General features: G+C 66.7%; 20 protein-coding genes. 14 read left to right on the forward strand and 6 right to left on the reverse strand.

Annotated elements, in window-relative coordinates:
• Window positions 1–223: 223 nt before the first annotated feature.
• Complete coding sequence (locus BRAD285_RS33830) at window positions 224–1,294, forward strand: DUF2336 domain-containing protein (protein ID WP_006612650.1); 1,071 nt, start codon at window positions 224–226, stop codon at window positions 1,292–1,294.
• Window positions 1,295–1,309: 15 nt separating this feature from the next.
• Here BRAD285_RS33830 and BRAD285_RS33835 read toward each other — a convergent pair whose 3' ends face one another.
• From BRAD285_RS33835 to BRAD285_RS33845, 3 genes are all read right to left on the reverse strand, one after another.
• Entirely contained in the window at window positions 1,310–2,047 is a 738-nt protein-coding gene (locus tag BRAD285_RS33835; RefSeq protein ID WP_050886900.1) for an outer membrane lipoprotein carrier protein LolA, read from the reverse strand.
• 210 nt (window positions 2,048–2,257) lie between these two features.
• On the reverse strand, window positions 2,258–4,729 hold the full coding sequence (locus BRAD285_RS33840; protein ID WP_006612648.1) for a DNA translocase FtsK: 2,472 nt from the start codon (window positions 4,727–4,729) through the stop codon (window positions 2,258–2,260).
• An 11-nt stretch (window positions 4,730–4,740) separates the two neighbouring features.
• A complete protein-coding gene (locus BRAD285_RS33845; protein ID WP_006612647.1) occupies window positions 4,741–5,955 on the reverse strand; it encodes an aminotransferase class I/II-fold pyridoxal phosphate-dependent enzyme in 1,215 nt (404 codons plus the stop codon).
• 820 nt (window positions 5,956–6,775) lie between these two features.
• Here BRAD285_RS33845 and bamA point away from each other — a divergent pair.
• Complete coding sequence (gene bamA, locus BRAD285_RS33850) at window positions 6,776–9,280, forward strand: outer membrane protein assembly factor BamA (protein WP_006612646.1); 2,505 nt, start codon at window positions 6,776–6,778, stop codon at window positions 9,278–9,280.
• Between the two features lie 582 nt (window positions 9,281–9,862).
• On the opposite strand, the gene BRAD285_RS35640 is transcribed toward bamA, so the two are convergent.
• Together BRAD285_RS35640 and BRAD285_RS33855 are read right to left on the reverse strand one after the other, a co-directional pair.
• Window positions 9,863–10,012 (reverse strand): hypothetical protein, encoded by a 150-nt coding sequence (locus tag BRAD285_RS35640; RefSeq protein ID WP_157681707.1) that lies wholly within the window; start codon window positions 10,010–10,012, stop codon window positions 9,863–9,865.
• Between the two features lie 358 nt (window positions 10,013–10,370).
• Window positions 10,371–11,129, reverse strand: coding sequence for an SDR family oxidoreductase (locus BRAD285_RS33855; RefSeq protein WP_006613017.1), 759 nt, complete (start codon window positions 11,127–11,129; stop codon window positions 10,371–10,373).
• Window positions 11,130–11,308: 179 nt separating this feature from the next.
• Here BRAD285_RS33855 and BRAD285_RS33860 point away from each other — a divergent pair, with 179 nt between their 5' ends.
• Complete coding sequence (locus BRAD285_RS33860) at window positions 11,309–12,835, forward strand: malonyl-CoA synthase (RefSeq protein ID WP_006613016.1); 1,527 nt, start codon at window positions 11,309–11,311, stop codon at window positions 12,833–12,835.
• 22 nt (window positions 12,836–12,857) lie between these two features.
• On the forward strand, window positions 12,858–13,349 hold the full coding sequence (locus BRAD285_RS33865; RefSeq protein ID WP_035647135.1) for a DUF3658 domain-containing protein: 492 nt from the start codon (window positions 12,858–12,860) through the stop codon (window positions 13,347–13,349).
• Between the two features lie 61 nt (window positions 13,350–13,410).
• Here the strand turns inward: BRAD285_RS33865 and BRAD285_RS33870 are convergent, their stop codons facing one another.
• Window positions 13,411–13,668 (reverse strand): hypothetical protein, encoded by a 258-nt coding sequence (locus BRAD285_RS33870; protein ID WP_006613014.1) that lies wholly within the window; start codon window positions 13,666–13,668, stop codon window positions 13,411–13,413.
• 571 nt (window positions 13,669–14,239) lie between these two features.
• On the opposite strand from BRAD285_RS33870, the gene sdhC reads away from it, so the two are divergent.
• The 10 genes from sdhC (at window position 14,240) to BRAD285_RS33920 (ending at window position 26,159) form a co-directional block, all read left to right on the forward strand.
• Window positions 14,240–14,638 carry a succinate dehydrogenase, cytochrome b556 subunit gene (gene sdhC / locus BRAD285_RS33875; protein ID WP_006613013.1) on the forward strand — a complete coding sequence of 133 codons (399 nt, stop codon included), beginning with the start codon at window positions 14,240–14,242 and terminating at the stop codon, window positions 14,636–14,638.
• 20 nt (window positions 14,639–14,658) lie between these two features.
• Window positions 14,659–15,033, forward strand: a complete 375-nt coding sequence (gene sdhD / locus BRAD285_RS33880; RefSeq protein ID WP_006613012.1) for a succinate dehydrogenase, hydrophobic membrane anchor protein — start codon at window positions 14,659–14,661, stop codon at window positions 15,031–15,033.
• Window positions 15,034–15,036: 3 nt separating this feature from the next.
• The gene (sdhA, locus tag BRAD285_RS33885; protein ID WP_006613011.1) at window positions 15,037–16,875 is read left to right on the forward strand and encodes a succinate dehydrogenase flavoprotein subunit; all 1,839 of its coding nucleotides are present in this window, start codon (window positions 15,037–15,039) and stop codon (window positions 16,873–16,875) included.
• A gap of 33 nt (window positions 16,876–16,908) precedes the next feature.
• Entirely contained in the window at window positions 16,909–17,691 is a 783-nt protein-coding gene (locus BRAD285_RS33890) for a succinate dehydrogenase iron-sulfur subunit (RefSeq protein ID WP_006613010.1), read from the forward strand.
• Between the two features lie 117 nt (window positions 17,692–17,808).
• Window positions 17,809–19,959 carry an ATP-binding protein gene (locus BRAD285_RS33895; RefSeq protein WP_006613009.1) on the forward strand — a complete coding sequence of 717 codons (2,151 nt, stop codon included), beginning with the start codon at window positions 17,809–17,811 and terminating at the stop codon, window positions 19,957–19,959.
• 63 nt (window positions 19,960–20,022) lie between these two features.
• Window positions 20,023–21,978, forward strand: coding sequence for an ABC transporter ATP-binding protein/permease (locus BRAD285_RS33900; RefSeq protein WP_006613008.1), 1,956 nt, complete (start codon window positions 20,023–20,025; stop codon window positions 21,976–21,978).
• Window positions 21,979–22,105: 127 nt separating this feature from the next.
• Window positions 22,106–22,933: an FkbM family methyltransferase gene (locus tag BRAD285_RS33905; RefSeq protein WP_006613007.1), complete on the forward strand. Its 828-nt coding sequence runs from the start codon at window positions 22,106–22,108 to the stop codon at window positions 22,931–22,933.
• An 88-nt stretch (window positions 22,934–23,021) separates the two neighbouring features.
• Window positions 23,022–23,507: a pyridoxamine 5'-phosphate oxidase family protein gene (locus BRAD285_RS33910; RefSeq protein ID WP_006613006.1), complete on the forward strand. Its 486-nt coding sequence runs from the start codon at window positions 23,022–23,024 to the stop codon at window positions 23,505–23,507.
• Window positions 23,507–23,725 (forward strand): hypothetical protein, encoded by a 219-nt coding sequence (locus tag BRAD285_RS33915; RefSeq protein ID WP_006613005.1) that lies wholly within the window; start codon window positions 23,507–23,509, stop codon window positions 23,723–23,725. The genes BRAD285_RS33910 and BRAD285_RS33915 overlap by 1 nt, the downstream gene beginning before the upstream one ends.
• Window positions 23,726–23,969: 244 nt before the next feature.
• Window positions 23,970–26,159, forward strand: coding sequence for an OmpA family protein (locus BRAD285_RS33920; RefSeq protein WP_087877705.1), 2,190 nt, complete (start codon window positions 23,970–23,972; stop codon window positions 26,157–26,159).
• Window positions 26,160–26,345 lie beyond the last annotated feature (186 nt).

A 26,345-nucleotide genomic window follows, 5' to 3' on the forward strand; every position in this document is an offset into this window, starting at 1 on the left:
GCCCCTCCCGGATGGGAGGCTAGCGGAAGCCCGGGCCGTTCGCAAGAACAATACAGGAACACCAAGGGGCGCCGGATGCACTCCGTTAACGACAGCCTGACGCCTCCGTAGTCCGCGGGACTGGGCTTAACGCCGCTTTAGTCCGGCCTTCGCATTCTTCCGCGAATTGATCACCGACGAGCGCTGCGTCACAGCCGGCGGCGCCGCCAACGAGAGATGTGCGATGCCCCCAGCGCCTTCGGCAGCTCCCTCCGCCAAGACGCCTGCCGGCGAGGCGAGGACGGTGTCCGAGCTCGCGACCGACATGCTGCGGCGGACGACGAGCCTGTTCCTGGCCGGTCCGCGACCGGCCTCTGACGAGCAGCTCGATCTCTATGACCAGATGTTCGCCCGCCTGATGCCGCAAGTCGCGACCGACGTGCTGGCTGAGCTGAGCAAGTCGCTCGCCGCCGTCGAGCGCGCGCCGTACGCCACGGTCCGCCTGCTGGCCGTCCATCCCGAGCTGCGCATTGCCGGGCCGATGCTGGCCAAGGCACAAGTTCTCACTGAGCGCGATCTCGCGGAGTTCATCCGGACCTCCAGCCCCGCGCATCTCGTTGCGATCGCCAGCCGCCGCGGCGTCAATGACACGCTGACGACGCAGCTGATCGCGCGCGGCTTTCCGCCGGTGCGGATGGCGCTGGCGCAGAATCTCACCGCAAAACTGTCCGAGGACGGCTATCGCAGCCTGTTCAAGATCGCCGAGCGCGACGAGGAGTTGGCCGAGAAGCTGGCGTTGCGCACCGATCTGCCGGCCAAGCTGTCGCGCGCCTTCGTCGCTGCCGCCAGCGAGGGCGCACGCACCCGTTTCATCAAGGCCGCGCCGCCGGCGACCCGCGCCACCCTGCAGGCCGCCCCGACCCGATCGGCGGGCGCAGCGATGCGCGCGATGTGGGACTATGAGCAGGTCAAGGCCGAGGTCGCCGCGCTCAACCGCACCGGCAAGCTCGGCGACTCCGCGGTCAACCGCTTCTGCGTGACGGGCGATTTCCCGGCCGTGATCGCGGCGCTGGCGCTGCTCTGCGTGGTCTCGATCGATACGATCGAATCGCTCTTGCAGGAGGAGCGCCTCACCGATCTCCTGCTGGCCTGCAAGGCGGCGCGGCTGAGCTGGGCGACGACTGCCATGATCCTGCGCGCCCGCCCCGGCTGCGATGCGCTGCCGGCCGACGATGTCGAGGAGGCGCGCAAGCGCTTTGAGAAGCTGGTGCTGTCCGAGGCGCAGTGGAAGGTGCGCGGCCTCGAATCGCGCTGAGCGGGCGGCGCGGCCTCAGCCCGGCGGCGTGCTGTAATTGGTGAAGTCGATCTTGAACATCGCCGGATCGAGCTTCTTGGTGGTGTCGAGATTGTAGACGGCGATCGTGGTGTCGTAGCCCTGCGGGTCGGTCACAGTCCACTGCTTGAGCTGGCCATCCTTGGCGCCGAGCATCAGCATCAGCCGGCTGGTGCCGATCAGCGCCTGCTTCTCCTCGATCGTGATCGTCACATAGAGATCGTCCGCCGACACCGCGATCACATTGGTGTCCTTCAAGAGGTCGATGCGGTCGGACAGGAGATAGCGCAGCGGCGTCTGCGACAGCGGGTAGACGTCCTGTGTCGCGAGCTTGCGGTCGCGCACCACCAGCGACGAGCCGTCCGCGACAATGTCGATCGGCGTCGGCGGCTCGTATTCGAAGCGGACCTTGCCGGGCTTCTGGATGTAGAAATCGCCCTTGGTCTTGCTGCCGTCCGGACCGACCTGGACGAAGTTTCCGACCAGCGTCTGCAGCGACGACAGATAGGCGCTGACCTTCGCGGCCACGGCCTTCTGGTTGGCGTCGAACGAGGTGAAGATGCTCGCCGGCACGTTGCGCCGGGGATCGGGAATCACGGGATTGGGCGGCGTGGCCTGGGTGGTCGCGGGGCCGCCGCGCTGCTCGGAGGCGCCGAGGGGGCCGCTCTTCGCACCCGCCTTCGGCGCCGGCGTGCCCTGGGCGGCCGCGGGGCCGGCCGTGGCGCTCACGGCCATAGCGGTGAGGGCGCAGGCCGCCATCAGGGCGGACATGCGGCGGCCGCGCGGTGCCGCGGGAAGGAAAAAGAGGCTGTTCGACAAGGAGCTTTTCAAAACGACGTCCTGATTTCTTACGCGTTTCTATCGTGGTTCGGTCGGTCAGCGTGATCGTAATTGCGTGAAGTTACGACCCGGAAACGGCAGTTCTGGGACCAAAGCGGGCGGGGATCAGAACCCGCCCTCTTCCTCGGGCACCAGGATCTCGCGCTTGCCGGCGTGGTTGGCCTGGCCGACGATGCCTTCCTGTTCCATCCGCTCCATCAGCGAAGCGGCCTTGTTATAGCCGATCTGCAGCCGGCGTTGAATGTAGCTGGTGGAGGCCTTGCGGTCGCGTTTGACCACGGCAACCGCCTGCGCGAACAGGTCGTCGCCGCCGCCGCCACCCATGCCGGTGGCGTCGAACACGGCGCCGTCCTCCTCGCTCGGCTCCTCGGCGGTGACAGCTTCGAGATATTCCGGCGAGCCCTGGGCCTTGAGATGGCGCACCACCTTCTCGACCTCCTCGTCGGAGCAGAACGGGCCGTGCACGCGGCTGATGCGGCCGCCGCCGGCCATGTAGAGCATGTCGCCCTGGCCGAGCAGCTGCTCGGCGCCCATCTCGCCGAGGATGGTGCGGCTGTCGATCTTCGAGGTCACCTGGAAGGAGATGCGGGTCGGGAAGTTGGCCTTGATGGTGCCGGTGATGACGTCGACCGACGGACGCTGCGTCGCCAGGATGACGTGCAGGCCGGCGGCGCGCGCCATCTGGGCGAGGCGCTGCACCGTGCCTTCGATGTCCTTGCCGGCGACCATCATCAGGTCGGCCATCTCGTCGACGATGATGACGATGTAGGGCAGGGGATCGAGGTCGAGCTTCTCCTCCTCGTAGATCGCCTTGCCGGTCTCCTTGTCGAAGCCGGTGTGGACCGTGCGCGTCAGCTCCTCGCCCTTGGCGCGGGCTTCGGCCACGCGGGCGTTGTAGCCGTCGATGTTGCGCACGCCGAGCTTGGCCATCTTCTTGTAGCGCTCCTCCATCTCGCGCACGGCCCATTTCAACGCGACCACGGCCTTCTTCGGGTCGGTCACGACGGGTGTGAGCAGATGGGGAATGCCGTCATAGACGGAGAGTTCGAGCATCTTCGGGTCGACCATGATCAGCCGGCACTGGTCGGGCCGGAGGCGGTAGACCAGGCTCAGGATCATGGTGTTGATCGCGACCGACTTGCCCGAGCCGGTGGTACCGGCGATCAGCATGTGCGGGGTGCGGGCGAGATCGATGATGATGGACTCGCCACCGATGTTCTTGCCAAGGCACAGCGGCAGCTTGGCGACGCTCTCGGTCGCCTCCTTGGCGACCAGCAGCTCGCGCAGGTAAACCTTCTCGCGATGCACGTTCGGCAGCTCGATGCCGATCGCGTTGCGGCCGGGCACGACGGCGACGCGCGCCGACAGCGCGCTCATCGAGCGGGCGATGTCGTCGGCCAGACCAATGACGCGCGACGACTTGATGCCAGGTGCCGGCTCCAGCTCGTACAGCGTGACGACGGGGCCGGGATGCGCCTTCACGATCTCGCCGCGCACGCCGAAATCCTGCAGCACGCCTTCCAGCGCGCGCGAATTGGCCTCCAGCTCGCTCTTCGACAGCGGCTGGCGATCGGATGATTTCGGCGCCGCCAACATCGAGACCGACGGCAAATCGTATTTGTCGCTGGACTTCTTCGGCGGAGTCTTTGGCGCCGGCTTCTTGCGCGCCCTCGGTGCCGGTTCCTCCTCCTCTTCGTCCTCCTCGTCTCCGGCCTCTTCCTCCTCGCTTTCGTCCTCCTCCATCTCGGGCGCGAGCGTCGGCTTCTTCTGGCCGCGGGCGAGGCTCGGCTCCTGCCGGCCGGCGGCGGCCGTGCGCGGCTGCGGGCCGGAGGAGACCAGCGCGCGATAGGCCGTCGCGAGGAACCAGCCGATTTGCGCTTTCGCGCTCATGATGGCGTGGAAGATCCAGCCGAGCCGGATGGCCTTGCGGTCGTCGTCATCCTCGGGATCGGCGAGCGGCGTGTCGTCCTCTTCCTCGTCGAGCAGGCTCGGATCGGCTTCCTTCGCGCCCAGGCCGCCGGCGACCAGCAGGCAGCCGATCATCGCGACCAGCAGCAGGCTGCCGAGCACCATCCGATAGATCACGCCGGGCGGTCCGAACACCACGGCCGGCGCGCGCACCAGCGCATCGCCGACGACGCCGCCCAAGCCGGTCGGCAGCGGCCAGGCATGCGAGCGCGGCCAGCAGCTGGCGAAGCCCGCGGCGATGACGGCGGCGAGCACCCAGGCGCCGAAGCGCAGCGCCTCGCGGTCGAACGGCCGGTGCGTCATCATCCGCCAGCCGCGGATCGCGAGCGGCAGGATCGCCATGATCGAGCCGAGCCCGAGGATCTGCATCAAGAGGTCGGCGCTGATCGCGCCGGGATAGCCGAGAATGTTGCGGATCGCGCGCGAGGTGGCGTGGCTGAGGCTGGGGTCCTGCACCGACCAGGTCATCAGCGCCGCGGCGGCCACCCCGCACAGCGCGATCAGGCCGAGGCCCGCGAGCTCGCGCAGCCGCCGCACCAGCGCCTCGCGCAGCGAGGTCGGCAGGTGGTTGACCAGGGGAATGACTCGTTCGATCGCCGGCATCCGCATCCGCCCCGCGATTATCCGAGTGTCTCGACCAGCCGGTGCAGCGCCTCGCCCGTCGAGGCGGCATCGGCCACTAGCGCCAGCCTGATATAGCCGGCACCCGGATTGAAGCCGTCGGGCTGCGGCCGCGCGAGGTAGCTGCCGGGCACCACGCGCACGCCGGCGTCGCGATACAGCCGCAGCGCGACCTCCTCGTCGCTGCCGCGCTCAGTGACGTCGAGCCAGACGCAGAAGCCGCCCTCGGGTCGCGTGTAGCCGTAGCGGTTGCCGATGATCTGGTCGGCGAGATCGAACTTGGCGCGGTACAGCCGGCGGTTCTCCTCGACATGCGCCTCGTCGGCATAGGCCGCGACCGCGACGTGCTGCAGCGGCACCGGCACCTGGGGCGCGGCGACATTGCGCAGCTCATGGAAAGCCGCGAGAAACTTGCGGTCGCCGGCAGCAAAGCCGATCCGCATGCCCGGCACGTTGGAGCGCTTCGACAGCGACTGGAACGCAACGACGTTGCTGTAGTCGGGTCCGGCATGCTCCAGCATGCTGCCCGGCGCCTCACGGGTGTAGATCTCCGAATAGCATTCGTCGCTGAAGATCAGGAAGCCGTAGGCATTGGCGAGCCGGACCAGCTTGCGCATGTAGTCCACTGATGCCACCGAGCCCTGCGGATTCGCCGGCGTCGCGAGGTAGAACGCGACGGTGCGCGCCAAGGTGGCCTCGTCGATCGCATCGAGATCGGGCAGGAAGCCGTTGTCCCGCGTCGTCGGCAGATAGATGGAGTCGCAGCCCGCCGTGCGGGCGCCGACGCCATACACCGGATAGAACGGGTTCGGCATCAGGATCGCAGGCTTGCCGCGGCGCGGGCCGACGTGACGGAGCGCGGCGTGGGCGGCGAAGAACAGCCCCTCGCGGCTGCCGTTCAGCACCAGAATCTCGTGCTCGGCATCGATGGCGCGCGGCAACGCGAATCGGCGCGACAGCCAGGCACTCGCCGCCTTCCGGAACGGCTCGATGCCCTTGGCGGCGGGGTAGCGGCCGAAATCGGCGATGTGCTGCGCCAGCACCGGCCCGACGAAATCCGGCACCGGATGCTGTGGCTCGCCGACGGCGAGCGTGATCATCGGCTTGCCCGGCTGGTAGGGGGCGAGCAGTTCGTTCAGCCGCGCAAACGGCGAGCGTTCGCTCTCCGAATGGCTGGCGCCAGCGGGCGCGGGGGATGAAGCGGTCATTGCCATACGTAAAACGCGCGCCAAACCAGTGGAAGCCGCCGATCGCCCATGAACCGGTGCCTTTTGCGGTCACCATAGGTGGGGCGAGGTTAAGACGCGATTAACCATCGGCGCTGCCGCACGTTTTGATGGTTTTTCGCATGCCGATCCAGAGGCAATTTCGCAACAGCGGCCGACATTGTGGTGATTCGGGCGGGGGCGGGGGGAACCGCAGAACCGTAGGGTGGGCAAAGCGGCCGCAAGGCGGCAGCGTGCCCACCGTCGGGCCACGCCGTCGCGGTCAGATGGTGGGCACGGCGCCACCGCGAGCTCGCATGAGGAGAGAGCGGTGAAGCGCCTTTGCCCACCCTACGCACCGTCAGCGAGGCATGAGAAACACAGGGCGGCCCGGTGCGCCGGAATAAGAATGGGAATCTACGCGCACCGGGCCTTGGCCGAACTACTTGGGGGCTTAGTTCGGATGAGGAGCATGTAGCACGGTCGTTTTTCCGGCGTATTGCCGGTGTTCGTTGATTTGTAGAATTTGATGTCGGAACACACCGATTGCGGCGGCGGCCGGCGCAATCCTTAACGGAGATGTCCGTCGCCACCGTGGCCTTTCGGCCTCAACGCTGATGCCAGCCTTATTAGTTGTCGGCGGCGTCTGGAAGCGATCTCGGCGGCGATAGATTTCCAATCGGAAACATCCAGTCACGTAGCGCATCAATCGACATTTCACGAAACGAGATTGGCGCATCTCGACCATCTTTGGCGGGCATCACCGATTCCTGGGGCGTGCGGACATGCGTCGCGCGCCAGTGGATTCCGAACGATCGAAAGAGCGTCGATGATGCGTCTGAGACTGCCGGGCGTGCTTGCCCTGATGCTGCTGGCCATGCCCGTTTCGTCGCTGCCCCGCATGGCGGTGGCGGCGCCCGCCGCGGCTGCGAGTTCGATCACCATCGAGGGCAACCGGCGCATCGAAGCCGACACCATCCGCTCCTATTTCAAGCCGGGCCCGTCCGGTGCGCTCGATGCCGGCCAGATCGACGACGGCCTGAAGGCGCTGATCGAGACCGGCCTGTTCGCCGACGTGAAGATCGACCGCCAGGGCGGCCGGCTGGTCGTTCGCGTGGTCGAGAACCCCGTGATCGGCCGCGTCGCCTTCGAAGGCAACAAGAAGGTCAAGGACGAGCAGCTCCTGGGCGAGGTGCAGTCGAAGCCGCGCGGCACGCTGTCGCGCCCGATGGTGCAGTCCGACGCGCAGCGCATCGCCGAGATCTACCGCCGCTCCGGCCGCTATGACGTGCGCGTCACGCCGGAGATCATCGAGCAGCCCAACAACCGCGTCGACCTCATCTTCACCATCACCGAGGGCGTCAAGACCGGCGTGAAGTCGGTCGAGTTCGTCGGCAACACCGCCTACTCCGCCGCGCGCCTGCGCGACATCATCAAGACCCGCGCGACCAATTGGCTGAGCTTCCTCGGCAACAACGACGTCTACGATCCCGATCGCGTCGAGGCCGACCGCGACCTGATCCGCCGCTTCTACCTGAAGAACGGCTATGCCGATGTCCAAGTCGTCGCCGCGCTCAGCGAATATGATCCAGAGCAGAAGGGCTTCCTGGTCACCTTCCAGATCGAGGAGGGCCAGCAATACCGCGTCGGCTCGGTCGACTTCCAGTCGACGGTCGCCTCGCTCGACCCCAACAGCCTGCGCGGCTATTCGCGAGTCAATGTCGGCGCGCTCTACAATGTCGAGCAGCTCGAGAAGTCGGTGGAGGAGATGCAGATCGAGGCCTCGCGCCGCGGCTTCGCCTTCGCGGTTGTGCGTCCACGCGGCGACCGCAACATGGAGGCACACACCGTCGCCATCGTGTTCTCCGTGGACGAGGGGCCGCGCACCTATATCGAGCGCATCACGATCCGCGGCAACACCAGGACCCGCGACTACGTGATCCGGCGCGAGTTCGACCTCTCCGAGGGCGACGCCTATAACCGCGCCCTCGTCGACCGCGCCGAGCGCCGGCTGAAGAACCTCGACTTCTTCAAGGAGGTGAAGATCACGACCGAGCCGGGCTCGTCGAGCGACCGCGTGATCCTCGTGGTCACGCTCGAGGAAAAGTCGACCGGCGACTTCTCGATCTCCGGCGGCTATTCGACCACCGACGGCGCGCTCGCCGAGGTGTCGATCTCCGAGCGCAACTTCCTCGGCCGCGGCCTGTTCGCCAAGGCCTCGGTCACCTATGGACAGTACACCCGCGGCGTGTCGCTGTCCTTCGTCGAGCCCTATCTGCTGGATTACCGGATCGCACTCGGCCTCGACGTCTCCTACCGCCAGCAGCTCGCCAACTCCTATACGAGCTATGGCACCCGGACCATCGGCTTCAGCCCGCGGCTGGGATTCCAGTTGCGCGAGGACCTGTCGCTGCAGCTGCGCTACTCGCTGTACCGGCAGGAGATCACGCTGCCGTCCTATCTCGCGAACTGCAACAACAACTCGGCCAATGGCCTGCTCGCCTTCAATCCGACGCCGACCTATATCCAGAGCGTGCTCGGCGGCGTCGACCCGACCAATTCGACCACCTCAGGCGTGTACGGCTATGGCTGCTATGGCGACGGCGAATCCAGCCTCGCGGTGCGCAAGGAGCTGAACGACGGCGCGGCGCTGACCTCGGCGCTCGGCTATACCTTGAGCTACAACACGCTGGACAACACCAAGAACCCGACCGACGGCCTGCTGATCGACTGGCGCCAGGATTTCGCCGGCGTCGGCGGCAATGTCAGCTATCTGAAGTCGGCGATGGACGCGAAATACTTCACGCCGCTGGTCGCCGACATCGTCAGCGTCATTCATCTGCAGGGCGGCGTCCTCAACAAGGTCGGTGACAAAGACCTGCGCATGCTCGACCATTACCAGATGGGCCCGGCGCTGGTCCGCGGCTTCGCCTCCAACGGCATCGGCCCGCGCGACATCACCTATCGCAACTTCGGCGTCACCGGCGATGCGCTCGGCGGTACCAAATATTGGGGCGCCTCGGCCGAGCTGCAGATGCCGTTCTGGTTCCTTCCCAAGGAAGTCGGCCTGAAGGGCTCGGTCTACGCCGATGCCGGCTCGCTGTGGGGCTACCAGGGCCCGACCTCCTGGGCCGCCACCGGCGAGGTCAACTCCGCCGCCTGCAAATGCGCCATGCAGTACGACGACAGCAAGGTCGTCCGCTCCTCCGTCGGCGTCGGCCTGATCTGGGCTTCCCCCTTCGGTCCCCTGCGCTTCGACTACGCCGTGCCGCTGTCCAAGGGCAAATACGACGTCGTGCAGGAGTTCAAGTTCGGCGGCGGTACGTCGTTCTGAGGGGGGACGAGGCTCGTTCCTCGACGTCTGTGATCACGAAGACGGTGAGCTCCCCTCCCCCTTGCGGGGAGGGGTCGGGGGTGGGGGTCCACGAATTCCGCTCTCCATGAAAATCTAGATTCCTACTTTCCTGCTCCGCGGATGATGTTCGCGATGCATAGTTGCTCGAACTGAAGTTCGCCACTCACGTCATCGCCCGGGGACCCCCACCCCCAACCCCTCCCCGCAAGGGGGAGGGGAGCCCACCGTCTGCGTGGCACAGAGCTCGGCTCACGTGAGCTGTTGCCACGATCGCACCCATCGCATGCTCATCGCGCGCGTCCCTCCCATGTGTAAACTGCCCGTCGTGTTAGTTTGTCGCATCATCAACCCTTGTGTCGTCGGGCAAATCAGCTGCACATTTCCGCGCGTCCCTGCTGCCGCATGAGGGGCGTGTCGCGACCGTCACGAGACGTTGGCAGCGGGATGCGATGGGCGTGTGTCGACGCAGCGTGATCATTCGCGCCGACGAACGGCGATGCACGCACGGTCAAGTCGCGCGGTCCTGATATCCCGACGCTGATATCACCCGTGCAATGCGCGTCAGCGCATTGTCGCGGCATGGTGGCCAGCAAGCCGGCGCACCAGGGAGAACGCGAAGCAGCCGTTAAAACCGTTGCGCGGGGAAGGCCGGGCGTTCTCGGCCAGACCTGTGGTGACTGCCGCCTGCTTTTCTTTCTGCAGGCGGGCCACGGGCGCGGCCAGCGCCCGGCCTTCCTCGCGCCCTCATGATTGAGAGGGCGGCTCATTCAGCAAAGCTCGGGCGCATCGTGTCGCGAGGATGACCTCGCACGCATCCAACTCTCTCTCGGAGGCAACGCTGCCAACGCCAACTCCCACTGTCGTCCCTGCGAACGCAGGGACCCATAACCACAGGGGTCGATTGGTTTGCGCGGGATTGGCCGCCTGCCTGTTTCTCACATCACGCGGTATGGGTCCCTGCGTTCGCAGGAACGACACCGATTGCTGGGCGCCAGAGGGGCTTTCACGCCGATCAAAAAGGCCTCAGCTTGCGCTGACGCCCCGCAACGATCTCGTCATGGCGCGCCTCTCACTCCCTGTTCGCCGGCGTCTGGATGAATCCCCGATTCCATGTCGGGCTGATCAGGATCTCGTTCACGCACACCCGCGGCGGCAGGCTCGCCACGAACGCAATGGTCCGGCCAAGATCCTCCGGCTGCAGCATCCGGGCCTGCTCCGCGGCGCTCGGCACCACCGGCCGCTGCTCCAGGATCGGCGTGGCGACCTCGCCCGGCATCAGGCAGCACGCGCGCAGGCCGTTGACACATTCCTCCATGTTGAAGGAGTGGGTGAGCGCCAGCACGGCGTGCTTGGTCGAGGTGTAGGCCGGCCCGGGCATCTTCGAGACGTGGCGGCCGGCCCAGGACGAAACGTTGATGATGATGCCGTCCTTTTGCGTGCGCATCGCCGGCAGCACCGCTTTCATGCAATACAGCACGCCGTTGAGATTGATCTCCACCAGCTGGTTCCAGCCCTCCAGCGTCATGTCGTCCCAGCGCCGCCGCGGCACGTTCACGCCGGCCGAGTTGACCAGGAGATCGATGCGGCCGTGGCGCATCAGGATGGCGTCGGCCGCGGCCTGCACGTCGGTCGCCTTGGCGACATCGAGCACGACGGCCTCGGCGGCGCCGCCACCGGCCGCGACCTTGGCCACTACGGCATCGAGCGCCGCCTTGCGCCGGCCCGACACCACGACGGTCCAGCCCTCGGCGGCGAGCGCCAGCGCGCCGGCCTCGCCGATGCCCGTGCCGCCCCCCGTGATCCATGCGATCCGCTTCCCCTTGGTCATTTCCTGGCGTCTCCCGTTGCCTTCGAAAGGGCGTTTTTGCTAAGGCAGCCTCGATCAGAGACGGCAGCCCCGGCGCTCCAGCCGCTGCTTTCAGCCGTCCAGGCCCTTATCGTCTTCGTCGAGCACGATGTTCCGCCGGCTGGCACTGCCGGCCGGCCACGGCTCCAGGGGAATGTTGCATGAACCACGCCGCCAACGCCAATCTGTTCGCCCGCCTGTTCGACGGTCTCGACGAGCCCAGCCGTCTCGCGATCGAGACCCATGACGGCCAGCGCATCACCTATGGCGACCTCGTCGCGCGCGCTGGCCAGATGGCGAATGTGCTGGTCGCGCGTGGCGTGAAGCCGGGCGATCGCGTCGCGGCGCAGACCGAGAAGTCGGTGTCCGGTCTCGTGCTCTATCTCGCCACCGTGCGCGCCGGCGGCGTGTATCTGCCGCTCAACACCGCCTACACGCTCAATGAGCTCGATTATTTCATCGGCGATGCCGAGCCGACCGTGGTGGTCTGCGATCCCACGAAGGCCGAAGGCATCGGCGCGCTCGCCGCCAAGGTCGGCGCGAAGGTCGAGACGCTCGATGCCTCAGGCAAGGGATCTTTGACCGACGCGGCCGACAAGGCGGAGACCGCGTTCACCACTGTGCCGCGCACATCGGACGATCTCGCCGCGATTCTCTACACGTCGGGCACCACCGGCCGCTCAAAGGGCGCGATGCTGTCTCACGACAATCTCGCCTCGAACTCGCTGACCCTGATCGACTACTGGCGCTTCACCAAGGACGATGTGTTGATCCACGCGCTGCCAATCTATCATACGCATGGTTTGTTCGTGGCCAGCAACGTTACGCTGTTCGCCCGGGCGTCGATGATCTTCCTGCCGAAGCTCGATCCGGACCTGATCATCAATTTGATGGCGCGCGCCACGGTGCTGATGGGCGTGCCGACCTTCTACACGCGGCTGTTGCAGAACCCGCGGCTGAGCAAAGAGACCACCAGCCACATGCGTCTCTTCATCTCCGGCTCGGCGCCGCTGCTCGCCGATACCCATCGCGAATGGTTCGCGCGCACCGGCCACGCGGTGCTCGAGCGCTACGGCATGACCGAGACCAACATGAACACGTCGAACCCGTATGAAGGCGAGCGCGTCCCGGGCGCCGTCGGCTTCCCGCTGCCCGGCGTCTCCGTGCGCGTCACCGATCCCGAGACGGCCAAGGAGCTCGCGCGCGACGAGATCGGCATGATCGAGGTGAAGGGCCCGAACGTGTTCAAGGGCTATTGGCGGATGCCGGAGAAAACCAAATCGGAATTCCGCGACGATGGGTTCTTCATCACCGGCGACCTCGGCAAGATCGACACCCAGGGCTACGTCCACATCGTCGGCCGCGGCAAGGACCTCGTGATCTCCGGCGGCTTCAACGTCTACCCGAAGGAGATCGAGAGCGAGATCGACGCCATGCCGGGCGTGGTCGAATCCGCCGTCATCGGCGTGCCGCATGCCGATTTCGGCGAGGGCGTCACCGCCGTTGTCGTGAAGCATCCCGGCGCCGATGTGAACGAGGCCGGCGTGCTCAAGGGCCTCGACGGCCGGCTCGCGAAATTCAAGATGCCCAAGCGCGTCTTCGTGGTCGAGGAGCTGCCGCGCAACACCATGGGCAAGGTGCAGAAGAACGTGCTGCGTGATCAGTACAAGGACATCTATACCAAGTGACCGACAAGCTATGACGGGGCAGATGACGCGCAAGCAGGCCGAGGAGATCCAGCGTCATCTGCTCGACACCTCGCGCGCGCTCGGACGGGCCGGGGCGGCCATCGCCGATCTCGGTGAGACAGATCGCCAAGCTCTGACCGACCGGCTAGCTGGCGTGTCGTCGCAGCTCTATTTCGATCTGTTCGAATACATCAACGAACGGCATCCCGACTTGACGGTGTGGCTCGAGTCCGTGCCGACGGCGCATGTGCTGAGCTGGGACGAGGTCAGCCTGCCGCCGGGGGTCGCCGAGTCCGAGCTCGACGATCTGATCTTTTCGCTGCTGAAGCCTGATTGGCGGAAGACTGCAATGATCCTCGCGATGGCCTCCGGGCGCTGCGAGCAGCTCTTTGTCTCGCTCGACATTGTCGCAGCACGGATCCGCGCGCTGGCAGAGGCTGGCCGCATCGACCACCAGGGCGACCTTCGCAGGTGGCGCGCCAGCGAGGTGCGGCTGCCTAGCTCAGATGGATAGTATGGGCATGACGAGCGCCCGATCATGTCAGGCAATGTTGCGCCGTCCGCACGCGGGGGACTTAACGCCGTCGCGCGATCTTGAGCCCCGCCAGCGCAGCCAGCGGCGGCGCGGCGCAGATCACGACGAGCTTCAGCATGGCGAGCCAGGCGATCTCGTGCCGGATGGCGATGGCCAAGCAAGCGGCGAACAGCCCGGCGGCCGTGAAGCCGAGGATGCAGGTCAACGGCTCCTCGGCGGGCTGCTGCGAGGACGCGTTGCGCACCGGCAGCGCCGCGGGGCGCTCCGTGCTCATTGGCCGGACCGTGGGAACGGGCATCGGACCTCCCTGGCAGCGCGCCATTTTGACGGCGTTTCGCCGCAGACTAGGCGACCTCGCACATGCCGGACATGCGGCAAAATCGACCAGCGGCAACATACGGAGATCGGCACGCGAGGAACGCGCGACGTCCGCGGTGACTTGCCAAGCGCCATGCGAGCACGATCGCGATGGCCTCTTTGTCCCGCGAATCCTTCCGGTCAGGTTTGCAGAATCGTCGCCCTGCGCACCCGATCGGTCTCGAAACCGTCCGTGCCCGGTCCGTAGTTAAGCGGTGAATCAATGCTCGATGATCTGCGTTATTTCAGCGTTGTGTCGAGTGTAACGCCGTCGATGAGGAGATAAAAGTGAATACTTATTCGCTGCATCGGCGTCGGGCTGGGCTCTGGTATACCACGGCGGCCATTGATCCTTTTTTCACCGCTGCCGTAGTACTGAATCGGTGTTCGGTTTTGAGGCATTTGTCCGTTGCAACACCTGTTCCTTCTCCGTAAATAAAGCCCGCCTGCCGATCCCACACGGCCGCAAGCCCCTTCCGTTCACGGCCCACAAGAAATCATCAAAGCAAGCAATGACAGCCAGGATCGAACGACCGCTTTCGCCGCATCTGCAAACCTACCGCTGGACGCTGACGATGATCTTGTCGATCGTCCATCGCGCCACCGGGGTTGCACTGTATTTCGGGACGCTGCTGCTGGCCTGGTGGTTGATCGCCGCCGCGTCCGGTCCCAGCGCCTACTCTTATGTCCAGGGCTTCATGGGCAGCTTCCTCGGCCGTCTGATCGTGTTCGGCTACACCTGGGCGCTGCTCCACCATCTGCTCTCCGGCATTCGCCACTTCGTCTGGGACCTCGGCTACGGCTTCAAGCCGAGCGAGCGTGAGACTTTGACCTGGGGCGCACTGATCGGCGGCATCTCCCTGACCGTTCTGGTGTGGATCGTGGCTTACGCAGTCGGAGGCGGTCGATGAGCAACGCACGCGCAAAATCGATGCGGACCCCGCTGGGCCGCGTCCGCAATCTCGGCGCCGCTCACTCCGGCACCGGCGACTTCTGGCGTCAGCGTATCACCGCCGTCGCGATGACCCTGCTGATCGTTCCCGTCGTCGTTGTCGTGATCATGCTGCTCGGCCGCAACCAGGCCGGCGCGGCGCAGATCCTCGGTTCGCTGCCGATCGCGCTGATCATGCTGCTGTTCGTGGCCGCCAGCTGCTGGCACATGAAAATCGGCATGCAGGTGATCATCGAGGACTACGTGCACAACGAGCCGCTCAAGCTCATCGCCATCATGGCCAACAATTTCTTCTCCGTGACCGTGGCAATCGCCTCGATCTACGCCCTCATCAAACTGTCCACTGGAGTCTAGCGAATGGCCGGCGGAGCAAATGGCAGCGCGAACGGCGCGCCCGCGACGAACGGAAAAGCCTATCCGATCGAGGACCACACCTACGACGTCGTCGTGGTCGGCGCCGGCGGCGCGGGCTTGCGCGCGGTGGTCGGCTGCAGCGAGGCGGGCCTGCGCACGGCCTGCATCACCAAGGTGTTTCCGACCCGCTCGCACACCGTGGCGGCGCAGGGCGGCATCTCGGCCTCGCTCGGCAACATGCACCAGGACGACTGGCGCTGGCACATGTACGACACCGTGAAGGGGTCGGACTGGCTCGGCGACCAGGACGCGATCGAATACATGGTGCGCAACGCGCCCGACGCCGTCTACGAGCTCGAACATTGGGGCGTGCCGTTCTCGCGCACCGAGGACGGCAAGATCTATCAGCGTCCGTTCGGCGGCATGACCATGGACTACGGCAAGGGCCAGGCGCAGCGCACCTGCGCCGCCGCCGACCGTACCGGCCACGCGATGCTGCACACGATGTATGGCCAGTCGCTGCGCCATGCGGCCGAGTTCTTCATCGAGTACTTCGCCATCGACCTGATCATGGACGATCAGGGCACCTGCCGCGGCGTGATCGCGCTGCGCATGGATGACGGCACCCTGCATCGCTTCCGCGCCCAGACTACGATCCTGGCGACCGGCGGCTACGGCCGCGCTTACGCCTCCTGCACCTCGGCGCACACCTGCACCGGCGACGGCGGCGGCATGGCGTTGCGCGCCGGCCTGCCGCTCCAGGACATGGAGTTCGTGCAGTTCCACCCGACCGGCATCTACGGCTCGGGCTGTCTCGTGACCGAAGGCGCGCGCGGCGAAGGCGGCTATCTCGTGAATTCCGAGGGCGAGCGCTTCATGGAGCGCTATGCGCCCTCCGCCAAGGATCTTGCGTCGCGTGACGTCGTCTCGCGCGCGATGACCATCGAGATCCGCGAAGGCCGCGGCGTCGGCAAGAAGAAGGACCACATCTTCCTGCATCTCGACCATCTCGATCCGAAGGTGCTGGCCGAGCGCCTGCCGGGCATCTCCGAATCGGCCAAGATCTTCGCCAATGTCGACGTCACCCGCGAGCCGATCCCGATCGTGCCGACGGTGCACTACAACATGGGCGGCATCCCGACCAACTATCACGCCGAGGTGCTGACCAAGAAGGACGGCGACGACAACGCGATCGTCCCCGGCCTGATGGCGGTCGGCGAGGCAGCCTGCGTGTCGGTGCACGGAGCCAACCGTCTCGGCTCCAACTCGCTGATCGACCTCGTGGTGTTCGGCCGCGCCGCCGCACTGCGGCTGGCCGAGAAGCTGACGCCGAACGGCAAGCAGCCGGACCTGCCGAAGGACTCCGCCGACAAGGCGCTGAGCCGGCTCGATCACTATCGCTACGCCTCGGGCGGCACGCCGACCGCGAAGCTGCGCGAGAGCATGCAGCACGTGATGCAGACCAACTGCGCCGTGTTCCGCACCGGCGAAGTTCTGCAGGAAGGCCATAACCTCATTCACAAGGTGTATGGCGGCATCGGCGACATCGCCGTGTCCGACCGCTCGCTGGTGTGGAATTCCGACCTGATCGAGACCCTGGAGTTCGACAACCTCATCGCCCAGGCTGTCGTCACCATGGACTCCGCGGTCAATCGCACCGAGAGCCGCGGCGCGCATGCGCGCGAGGACTTCCCGGATCGCGACGACAAGAACTGGATGAAGCACACGCTGGCGTGGATCGACAACAAGGACGGCAAGACCACGATCGATTTCCGCCCGGTGCACAACTACACCATGACCAACGACGTGCAGTACATCCCGCCGAAGGCGCGCGTGTACTGAGCCCGTCCGTTGTAACCAAGAAGGCCTCCCGAAATGGCTGAGTTCGCACTTCCGAAGAATTCGCAGATCACCGGCGGCAAGACCTGGCCGAAGCCGGCCGGCGCCACCGAGGTCCGCGAGTTCAAGGTCTATCGCTGGAATCCGGACGACGGCAAGAATCCGAGCGTCGACACCTATTATGTCGACGTCAATGATTGCGGTCCGATGGTGCTCGACGGCCTGATCTGGATCAAGAACCACATCGATCCGTCGCTGACCTTCCGCCGCTCCTGCCGCGAAGGCGTGTGCGGCTCCTGCGCGATGAACATCGACGGCCAGAACACGCTCGCCTGCACCCGCTCGATGCACGACGTGAAGGATGGCGCGGTCAAGATCAACCCGCTGCCGCACCAGCCGGTGGTGAAGGACCTCGTGCCTGACCTCACCAATTTCTACGCGCAATACGCATCGATCGAGCCGTGGCTGAAGACCACCACGCCGACGCCGCAGAAGGAATGGAAGCAGACGCACGAGGACCGCGAGAAGCTCGACGGCCTCTACGAGTGCATCCTGTGCGCCTGCTGCTCGACCTCGTGCCCGAGCTACTGGTGGAACAGCGAGCGCTATCTCGGACCGGCCGCGCTGCTGCAGGCGACGCGCTGGGTCAAGGACAGCCGCGACGAGGCGACCGGTGAGCGGCTCGACAATCTCGAGGATCCGTTCCGTCTCTATCGCTGCCACACCATCATGAACTGCGCCAAGGCCTGCCCGAAGGGGCTCAACCCGGCCGAGGCGATTGCCGAGCTCAAGCTCAAGCTGGTCGAGCGGCAGATCTGACCGATCGGCCGCAAGTAATCTATCATTGCGCCCGGAACCGTCAGAAGTTCCGGGCGCAGCTACTTTGTAGCTGACGCCGATTGCGTTAAGCTCTCAGCCCTTTGGGCCGGAGCGACCGTGCAGACTGCACAACGCAAATCGCTGACGATGCTGCGCTGGATGATGGTCGCGTCGCTGGCGCTGCCCGTCGCATTGTTCCTGGTCGCCGCCTACGTCTCCTACGGCGCGACCACCGAAGAGGCCGACCGCGAGATCCGCCGCTCGCTCGATGTCGTCCACGAGCACGCGCTCAAGGTGTTCGAGACCATCGACCGCAGCCTGTCCGAGATCGACGAGATCGTCCGCGATCTCACCGACGCGGAGATCAAGCTGCGCGAGCAGACGCTGCACGCACGGCTCCGCCAATTGTCGGACTCGCTGCCGCAGATGAAGTCCGCCTGGGTGTTCGATGCCAATGGCCGGCCGCTGGTCAACAGTATGATCTACCCGGCCCCGGACATGTCGTTCGCGGACCGCGACTACTTCAGCGCCCACGTCAAGGACAGCATCGGCACCTTCATCGGCGCGACCTTGATCCCGCGGACGCCCTATCAGGGCGCGGCGTTCTTCAGCATCAGCCGCCGCCGCCAATCCGACGACGGCAGCTTCACCGGCATCGTCCAGGTCTCGGTGCTGCCGGACTATTTCGAGCACTTCTACGCCCGGATCGGCCGCATCCCCGGCAGCTACCTCGCCTTGCGTCGGTTCGACGGCGTGACGCTCGCGCGCTTCCCTGTGGCCGAGCGAAGCGCCGGTCCGCCGCCGAACGACATTCCGGCGAACGCGGCGGATACCGAGCAACTGGTCACCGAGACCTCACCCATAGACGGCGTCGAGCGCCGGGTCGGCTACCAGCGTCTCGCCGGCTATCCGGTCTACGTCTCGGCCGGGATGGCCACCGCCACCATCCGCAACCGCTGGCTCGGGACGATGGGCCGGCATCTGATCTTCGGCATCCCGGCCACGGCCCTGCTGATCGTGTTCCTCACCCTCGCCAAGCGGCGGACCGAGCATTTCTACGTCGAGGCGGCGCGCCGCCTGGAGGCGGAGGACGCGCTCAAGCACGGCCAGCGCATGGAGGCGCTGGGCCAGCTCACCGGCGGCGTCGCGCATGACTTCAACAATCTGCTTACCGTGATCCGCGCCTCGGCCGACCTGCTGCGGCGGCCCAACCTTCCGGACGAGCGGCGGCAGCGCTATATCGATGCAATCTCTGACACTGTTGCGCGTGCGTCCAAGCTGACCTCGCAACTGCTGGCCTTCGCGCGTCGGCAGGCGTTGAAGCCGGAGGTGTTTGATATCGGCCGCTGCGTGCTCACCTTGCGCGACATGACCAAGACCCTGGTCGGCTCGCGCATCGAGATCGTGACGTCGGTGCCGGACGCGCCGTGCTACGTCAACACCGATGCCGGCCAGTTCGAGACGGCGCTGATCAACATGGCCGTCAATGCCCGCGACGCCATGGCCGGCCAAGGCCTTCTCAGCATCACGGTCGCAGCTGCGCCGGATCTGCCGAACCCCGCCGCGCCGCATGAGCGCCCGCCGCTCGGCTATGTCGCCGTCGTCGTGCAGGACACAGGCGTCGGCATTCCGCAGGACCAGGTCAGTCGAATCTTCGAGCCGTTCTTCACCACCAAGACGATCGGGCAGGGCACCGGCCTCGGCCTGTCGCAGGTGTTCGGCTTCGCCAAGCAGTCGGGCGGTGAGATCGGCGTGGTCAGCGAGGTCGGCAAGGGCGCGACCTTCACGCTCTATCTGCCGCGCGTCGCGCCGGCTCAGGATCAGTGCAGCGATGCCGGCGGACACGCCGTGCCGATCAGCGGCCGTGGGATGGCGGTGCTGGTGGTCGAGGACAATATCGATGTCGGTCGGTCCGCCACCGAGGCCCTGGCCGAGCTCGGCTATCTCACCACGCTGGTCGACAATGCGCGGGACGCCCTGGAGGAGCTGATCGACGGCGCCAGCCGGTTCGACGTGGTGTTCACCGATGTCGTCATGCCGGGGATGACGGGTCTCGAGCTGGCCGAGGAGATTCGCCGGCTCGAGCTCAACATCCCCGTGGTGCTCGCCAGCGGCTACAGCCACGTGCTGGCGCAGCAGGGGACAAACGGCTTCGAGCTGCTGCGAAAGCCCTATTCGATCGAGGAATTGTCGCGCGTGCTGCACAAGGTCGTGCCCGTGCCGCTGTATCGCGCGCCGCCGGTGGCGCCCAACTCGGAGGTGCGCTGACACCAACAGGCCAGCAAGGGAACTCGCCGCGGAACCTTGGACTTGGGTTCCGGTTATCGCGACATGGGACAGATCCAGGACATCGAGCGGCCCGTGGCGTCGGAGCCTCCGAAGGCGCCGATCATCGATATCGCGGCTGAGAACGGAGAGCATGTCGAACCGCCGCCGCCGGAAGTAGTGGAGCCGGATCCCGAGCTGACGCCGGAAGAGGCCGAGCAGGTCCGCAAGCGCTATCTGCTGACACGGTTCTGGATCAGCGCCCGCGGCTTTTGGGGCAAGTCCGGCGATCGCCTCGCCTGGCCGTTCACCCTCGGACTGCTCGTCCTGATCATCGGCACCGTCGTCTTTCAATACGGCATCAACGTCTGGAATCGCTCGATCTTCGATGCGATCGAGAAACGCGACGCTGGCACGGTGTTCCATCTCACCGCGATCTTCTTCCCTCTCGCCATCGGCAGCGTCATCCTCGCGGTGGCGCAGGTCTATGCGCGGATGGCGATCCAGCGGCGCTGGCGCGCCTGGTTGACCAACAGCGTCATCACGCGCTGGCTCACCAGCGGCCGCTATTACCAGCTCAACCTGGTCAGCGGCGATCACAAGAACCCCGAATACCGTATCGCCGAGGATCTGCGCATCGCCACGGACTCGCCCGTCGACTTCGTTGCCGGCGTGACCTCGGCGCTGCTGTCCGCCGCGACCTTCATCGTCGTGCTCTGGACCATCGGCGGCGCGCTGACCTTGCATCTCGGCGGAACCGAGCTGACCATTCCCGGCTTCCTGGTGATCGCAGCCATCGTCTATGCCGCCGTCGCCTCTGGCTCGATCATGACGATCGGCCGCCGCTTCGTGCAGACCTCGGAAGACAAGAACCAGGCCGAGGCCGATTTCCGCTACACGCTGACCCGCGTCCGTGAGAACGGCGAGAGCATCGCGCTGCTCGGCGGCGAGACCGAGGAGCGGGCCGGCATCGACCGCACCTTCGGCAACGTGCTGCAGCAATGGGCCCGGCTTGCAGGCCAGCACATGCGCACCACGCTGGTGTCGCAGGGCTCGAGCCTGATCGCGCCCGTCATCCCGCTGTTGTTGTGCGCGCCGAAATTCCTCGACGGCAGCATGACGCTCGGCCAGGTGATGCAGGCGGCGAGCGCGTTCACGATCGTGCAGACGGCCTTCGGCTGGCTGGTCGACAACTATCCGCGCCTCGCCGACTGGAATGCCTGTGCGCGCCGCATCGCCTCGCTGATGATGTCGCTCGACGCACTCGAACGCGCAGAGCGCGGCGACGGCATCGGTCGCATCAAGCGCGGCGAGACCACCGGCGAGGCGATGCTGAGCCTGAACGATCTCTCGGTCACGCTCGATGACGGCACGGCCGTGGTGGGTGAGACCGAGGTCGTGGTTGATCCCGGCGAACGGCTGCTGGTCGCCGGCGAATCCGGGACAGGCAAGAGCACGCTGGTCCGCGCCATCGCCGGTCTCTGGCCATGGGGCGGCGGCAGCATCAACTTCCATCCCGACCGCCGGCTGTTCATGCTGCCGCAGCGGCCCTACGTGCCCTCGGGCAGCTTGCGTCGCGCGGTGGCCTATCCCGGCGCCGCCGAGGATTGGAGCGTCGAGCAGGTCGGCGAAGCCCTGCACAAGGTTGGCCTCGATCATCTCAAGGACCGCATCGAGGAGGAAGCGCCGTGGGATCAGACGCTGTCCGGTGGTGAAAAACAGCGCCTGGCCTTCGCGCGGTTGCTGCTGCACAGCCCTGACATCGTCGTGCTCGACGAGGCGACGTCGGCGCTCGACGAGAAGAGCCAGGACAAGATGATGCAGATGGTGACGGGCGAGCTGCCGAAGGCCACCATCGTCAGCGTCGCGCATCGGGCCGAGCTAGAAGCGTTTCACAGCCGTAAGATCGTGCTGGAGCGGCGCAAGGGCGGTGCCAAGCTGGTCAGCGACATCGATCTCATCCCCCGCAAGGGCAAGCGCCGCCTGATCGGCCGCTTCCTGCGCCAGCGCAAGGCGGTGTGACCACCGCAAAGCCCCTCAGGCGGTCGCAGTGAGACTACATTGCGGCCATGCCGCCTGCATTGGAGTCCTGCGCAAAACCGGCTATCACTCGGCGCCCTCGCCACGACTGGACTGCCAGGACCCGACCTTGACGCCCGACAACGATCCCTCGCCGCCGCCCTTCGGGGCCTTCGCTCCGAATGCCGCGCAGGCGCTGGTGATCCGCCTGGCGCATGGCTCCGGGCTGAAGCGCGGTGCGTTCCGGCCGATGCTGACGCGGCTCGTCAACCTGCTGCGCGCCGGCCCGCTCGATGTCGACTATCAGGGCGCCAGCTTCCGCTTCCATCACCAGGTCAGCGCCACCGAGCGCGGCGCGCTGTTCAATCCCGATTACAATCGCGAGGAGTTGGACTTCCTGCGCAGCCATCTCCCGACCGGCGGTGTCTCGGTCGACGTCGGTGCCAATGTCGGAACGTTCGCGTTGCCGCTCGCGCGTCATGTCGGCCCCACTGGCTTGGTGATCGCGGTCGAGCCGCACCCCGTCACGCATGCGCGACTGCGCTTCAATCGCGATGCATCCGCGTTGTCGCAGGTCACGCTGGTTGCCGCGGCCGCTGGCGACAATGACGGCGAGGTGATGATCGAAACCGATGGCGACAATCTCGGTGCCAGTCATATCGTGACCGGCACCGCCGGCGGGGAAGCCTTCAAGGTCCCGTCGCTGCGATTGCAGACCATCCTCGATCAGGCCGGCGCAACCAAGGTCGACGTGCTGAAGATTGATATCGAGGGATTCGAGGATCGCGTGCTGACCTGCTTCTTCCGCGAGGCGCCGGAGACGCTGTGGCCGCGCGCGATCGTGATCGAGCATCTGTCGCGCCAGGAGTGGCAGAGCGACTGCCTCGCGGACATGCTCCATCGCGGTTATCGCGAGACCGGCCGCACGCGCAGCAATACGCTGCTGCTGCGGGGTTGAGACAACGCGCCGCCCGCTTTCATCTCCTGGGTTCCGGAACATCGCCTATGACGCTGCGTTAGCGCCCCTGACATCCAGGGAGCGCACCATGAGCAACGACGATACGCGCGATCAAGATCGCGTCTGGGAGCTGATGAAGAAGATCACTTTTGCCATGCTGGTCACGCGCGACGGCGACAAGCTGCGGGCGCGGCCGATGAGCGCCTATCTCGCCCGTGACGAAGGCCTGATCTATTTTCTCACCGACGCGCGCCATCACAAGGATGAGGAGATCGCGCGGTCGCCGCAGGTCAACTTGTCCTTCGCCGATGCCGGCGCTCAAAAATACGTCTCGCTGACCGGCACCGCGGCGATCTCGAACGACCGGGCCAAGATCCGCGATCTGTTCACGACCACGGCCAAGGCGTGGTGGGACAGCGCCGAGGACCCGAACATCCGCCTGCTGAAGATCACGCCTGATGACGCCGAATATTGGGATTCGCCGGGCACGGTCGTCAGCTACATCAAGATGGCTGCGGCAGCCGTGACCAACACGCGCCCCGACATCGGCGACAATCGCAAGGTGGCGATGTGATGCCGATCGAACCGCCCGAGATTCCGCCGGCGACGCCGGGGCATCCGGCCGAGCCGCCGCCGGAAGATCCGGTCGGAAATCCAAGCCCGGAAGTGCCGCCCCCGGTGCACGAGCCCGATACGCCGGCGCCGCCGCGCGAGCTTCCGGGGCAGATGCCCGACGAGGTGCCGGGGCGGGGACCGCTCGGTCCGACGACGCCCAGTCCGGTCACGGATTGACCGCCATTGTACCTTGATCGTGATGGACAGAAGAGAGCTGGCCGCAAGGCCGGCTCTCTTGCCGTGAACTTCCGCCAAGCCTTTGAAATTCAAGACTGAATGAAACATGAATGGCGGCGATCCGGCGGCTGCATGGTGCCGAAATAAATCCGCGCCCGGATTTGAACTACGCCACAATCCAGCCTAACGCATAAACGTTGATCACTCCGTGCTTGAAAAAGAACGTTTCGGGAAACCAAGACACATGAGCAAACTTCGCGTTCTGCTGCTTGCGACGACCGCGCTGTCGGCGATGCAACTGACGAACTCCGCAGCCCACGCGCAGAGCGCGCCGATGATCGTGGCCCAGGGGCCAGGCGGTCCGGGCGGACCAGGTGCTGAAGTCGGCCCCGACGGCCGACCGAAGCAGCCGCCGCACGCACAACCTCCGGGGCAGCCGCCGCGTCCGGGGCCGGGCGCCCCTCCGCCGGCCCCACCGCAGCATCAGGCTCCGCCAGCGCCTCCGCCGCCGCCCGCAGCCGCGCCTCGGCCGGCCCCGCCGCCTCCCCCGCCGCCGGCTGCCGCGCCGCGTCCGGCTCCTGCACCGCCCCCGCCGCCTCCTCCACGAGCCGAGCCGCCCCGGGCCGAGCCGCCCCGCCCGGCTCCGCCGCCGCGCGCCGAGCCGCCGGCTGCTCCGCCATCACGGCCGACGCCTCCGCCGCCGCCTGCTGCGGCTCCTCCGGTGCATACCCCCGCGCCGCCACCCGCGGCGCCGCGTGAGCCGGCACGCCCGACGCCGCCGCCCCCACCGCCTCCTGCCGCGGCTCCGCCGCCGCCGCCGGCCCCTGCGCGCCCGACTCCGCCCGTGCCTCCCGCAGCCACGCCGGCACCGCCGCCCGCACCGGGCGCTGCGCCCGGGCCGAGGCCTGGATCGCCGCCGCCTCCGGCCGCGACGAATCCGCCCCCGCATTCACCGCCCCCGGCCGCTGCGCCCTCGCCGCAGCCGTCCCCCGGACAGACGCCGCCTCCAGGCGCTGGCCAGCCTCCGGCCGGCCGACCGGGTGTAGGCGCGCCGCCTCCCGGCGGTCCGCAGGGTGGACCACCGCCGCGGCCCCTGCCGACCCCGCCGTCGGGAACCACAGCACCGGCTCCGGGAACGCCACCCGCTCCGGCCACGCCCCCGGCTGCTCAGACGCCTGCGCCGGGGACCCCGCCTGCGCCCGGTACTCCGCCGACCGGCGGCCGTCCGGGCACACCTCCGGGCGGCCCCGGCACGCCGCCGTCGGCTGGTCCTGGACCGGGACCTGGACCTGGAGCGACTCCCGCTCCGACTCCTGCTCCTGGAGCAGCCGGTCCCGGACCCGCCGGCCCTGGTCCGGGCGCCGGACCTGGTGCGGTGCCGCCCGCCGGCCCGCCCGCCATGGCCAATCGGCCGCCGCCGCAGGTGGCTGCGCCGATTCCCGCGCCGCCACCGCCGACCCCGCAGCAACTCACCCCGATCGCGCCCGGCGCGCCGATGCAGGGACCGCAGCGGCTCGATGACTTCCGCGCCCAGCGCCGCGAGGTGCAGGAGGGCGGCCGGACCGTGATCTACGAGCCGGGCCGCGTCATCGTGCGCGACCCGAGCGGCCAGGAGTTCGTGCGTCACGATGAGCTCGAGCGCTTCCGTTATGGTGCCCGCGATATTCGCGTGCAGCAGGAGCGGGGCGAGACGCGCACGGTCGTGATCCGTCCCGATGGCAGCCAGATCGTCACGGTCACCGCGCCGGATGGCCGGCTGCTGCGCCGCATCCGCCGCGACGTTGGTGGCCGCGAGATCATCATCATCGACAACACCTACCGCGATCCCCAGGCGGTCGGCGGCTTCTATGTCGATCTGCCGCCGCCGGAGATCCGCATCCCCTACAACCGCTACATCGTCGACGCCGAGGAGGCGCCGCCGGATGTCATCTACGACACGCTGATCGCGCCCCCGGTGGAGCGCGTGCAGCGCCGCTACTCGCTCGACGAGGTCCGCTACTCACCCTCGGTGCGTCAGCTGATGCCGTCGATCGATCTCAACACGGTTACCTTCGAGACGGGATCGTGGGAGATCGGGCCTGACCAGGTGGCGAAGCTGCAGGTCATCGCCGACGGCCTCAACCAGGCGATCCAGCGCAATCCGCGCGAGGTCTACCTGATCGAGGGCCACACCGACGCGGTCGGCAACGAGACCGACAACCTGTCGCTCTCCGATCGCCGCGCCGAATCGGTCGCCACGCTGCTCACACAGCAGTTCGGCGTGCCCGCCGAGAACCTGACCTCGCAGGGCTACGGCGAGCAGTACCTGAAGGAGCAGACCCAAGGCCCGAGCCGCATCAACCGCCGCGTCACGGTCCGCCGCATCACGCCGCTGCTCAACGGCGGCCAGGCCGCGCTGCCGCCGCCGCCTCCCGGCGTGGCGCCGCCGCGCTGAGGCACGCTGCTACGGAATGAAAATGGCCGGGAGCAATCCCGGCCATTTTTTCTTGATAATTCGTTGTTCGTCTGAGCGAAGCTGCTGCGTCTGCCCTCGGTGTCGTCCCCGCGAACGCGGGGACCCATACTCCCAGGGCTTGGTTTTGCGAGGGCTGGAGCTCCAGCCAGCTCTCACCACGACAGC

Origin of the sequence: Bradyrhizobium sp. ORS 285, from assembly GCF_900176205.1 — a bacterium.
GTDB lineage: Bacteria > Pseudomonadota > Alphaproteobacteria > Rhizobiales > Xanthobacteraceae > Bradyrhizobium.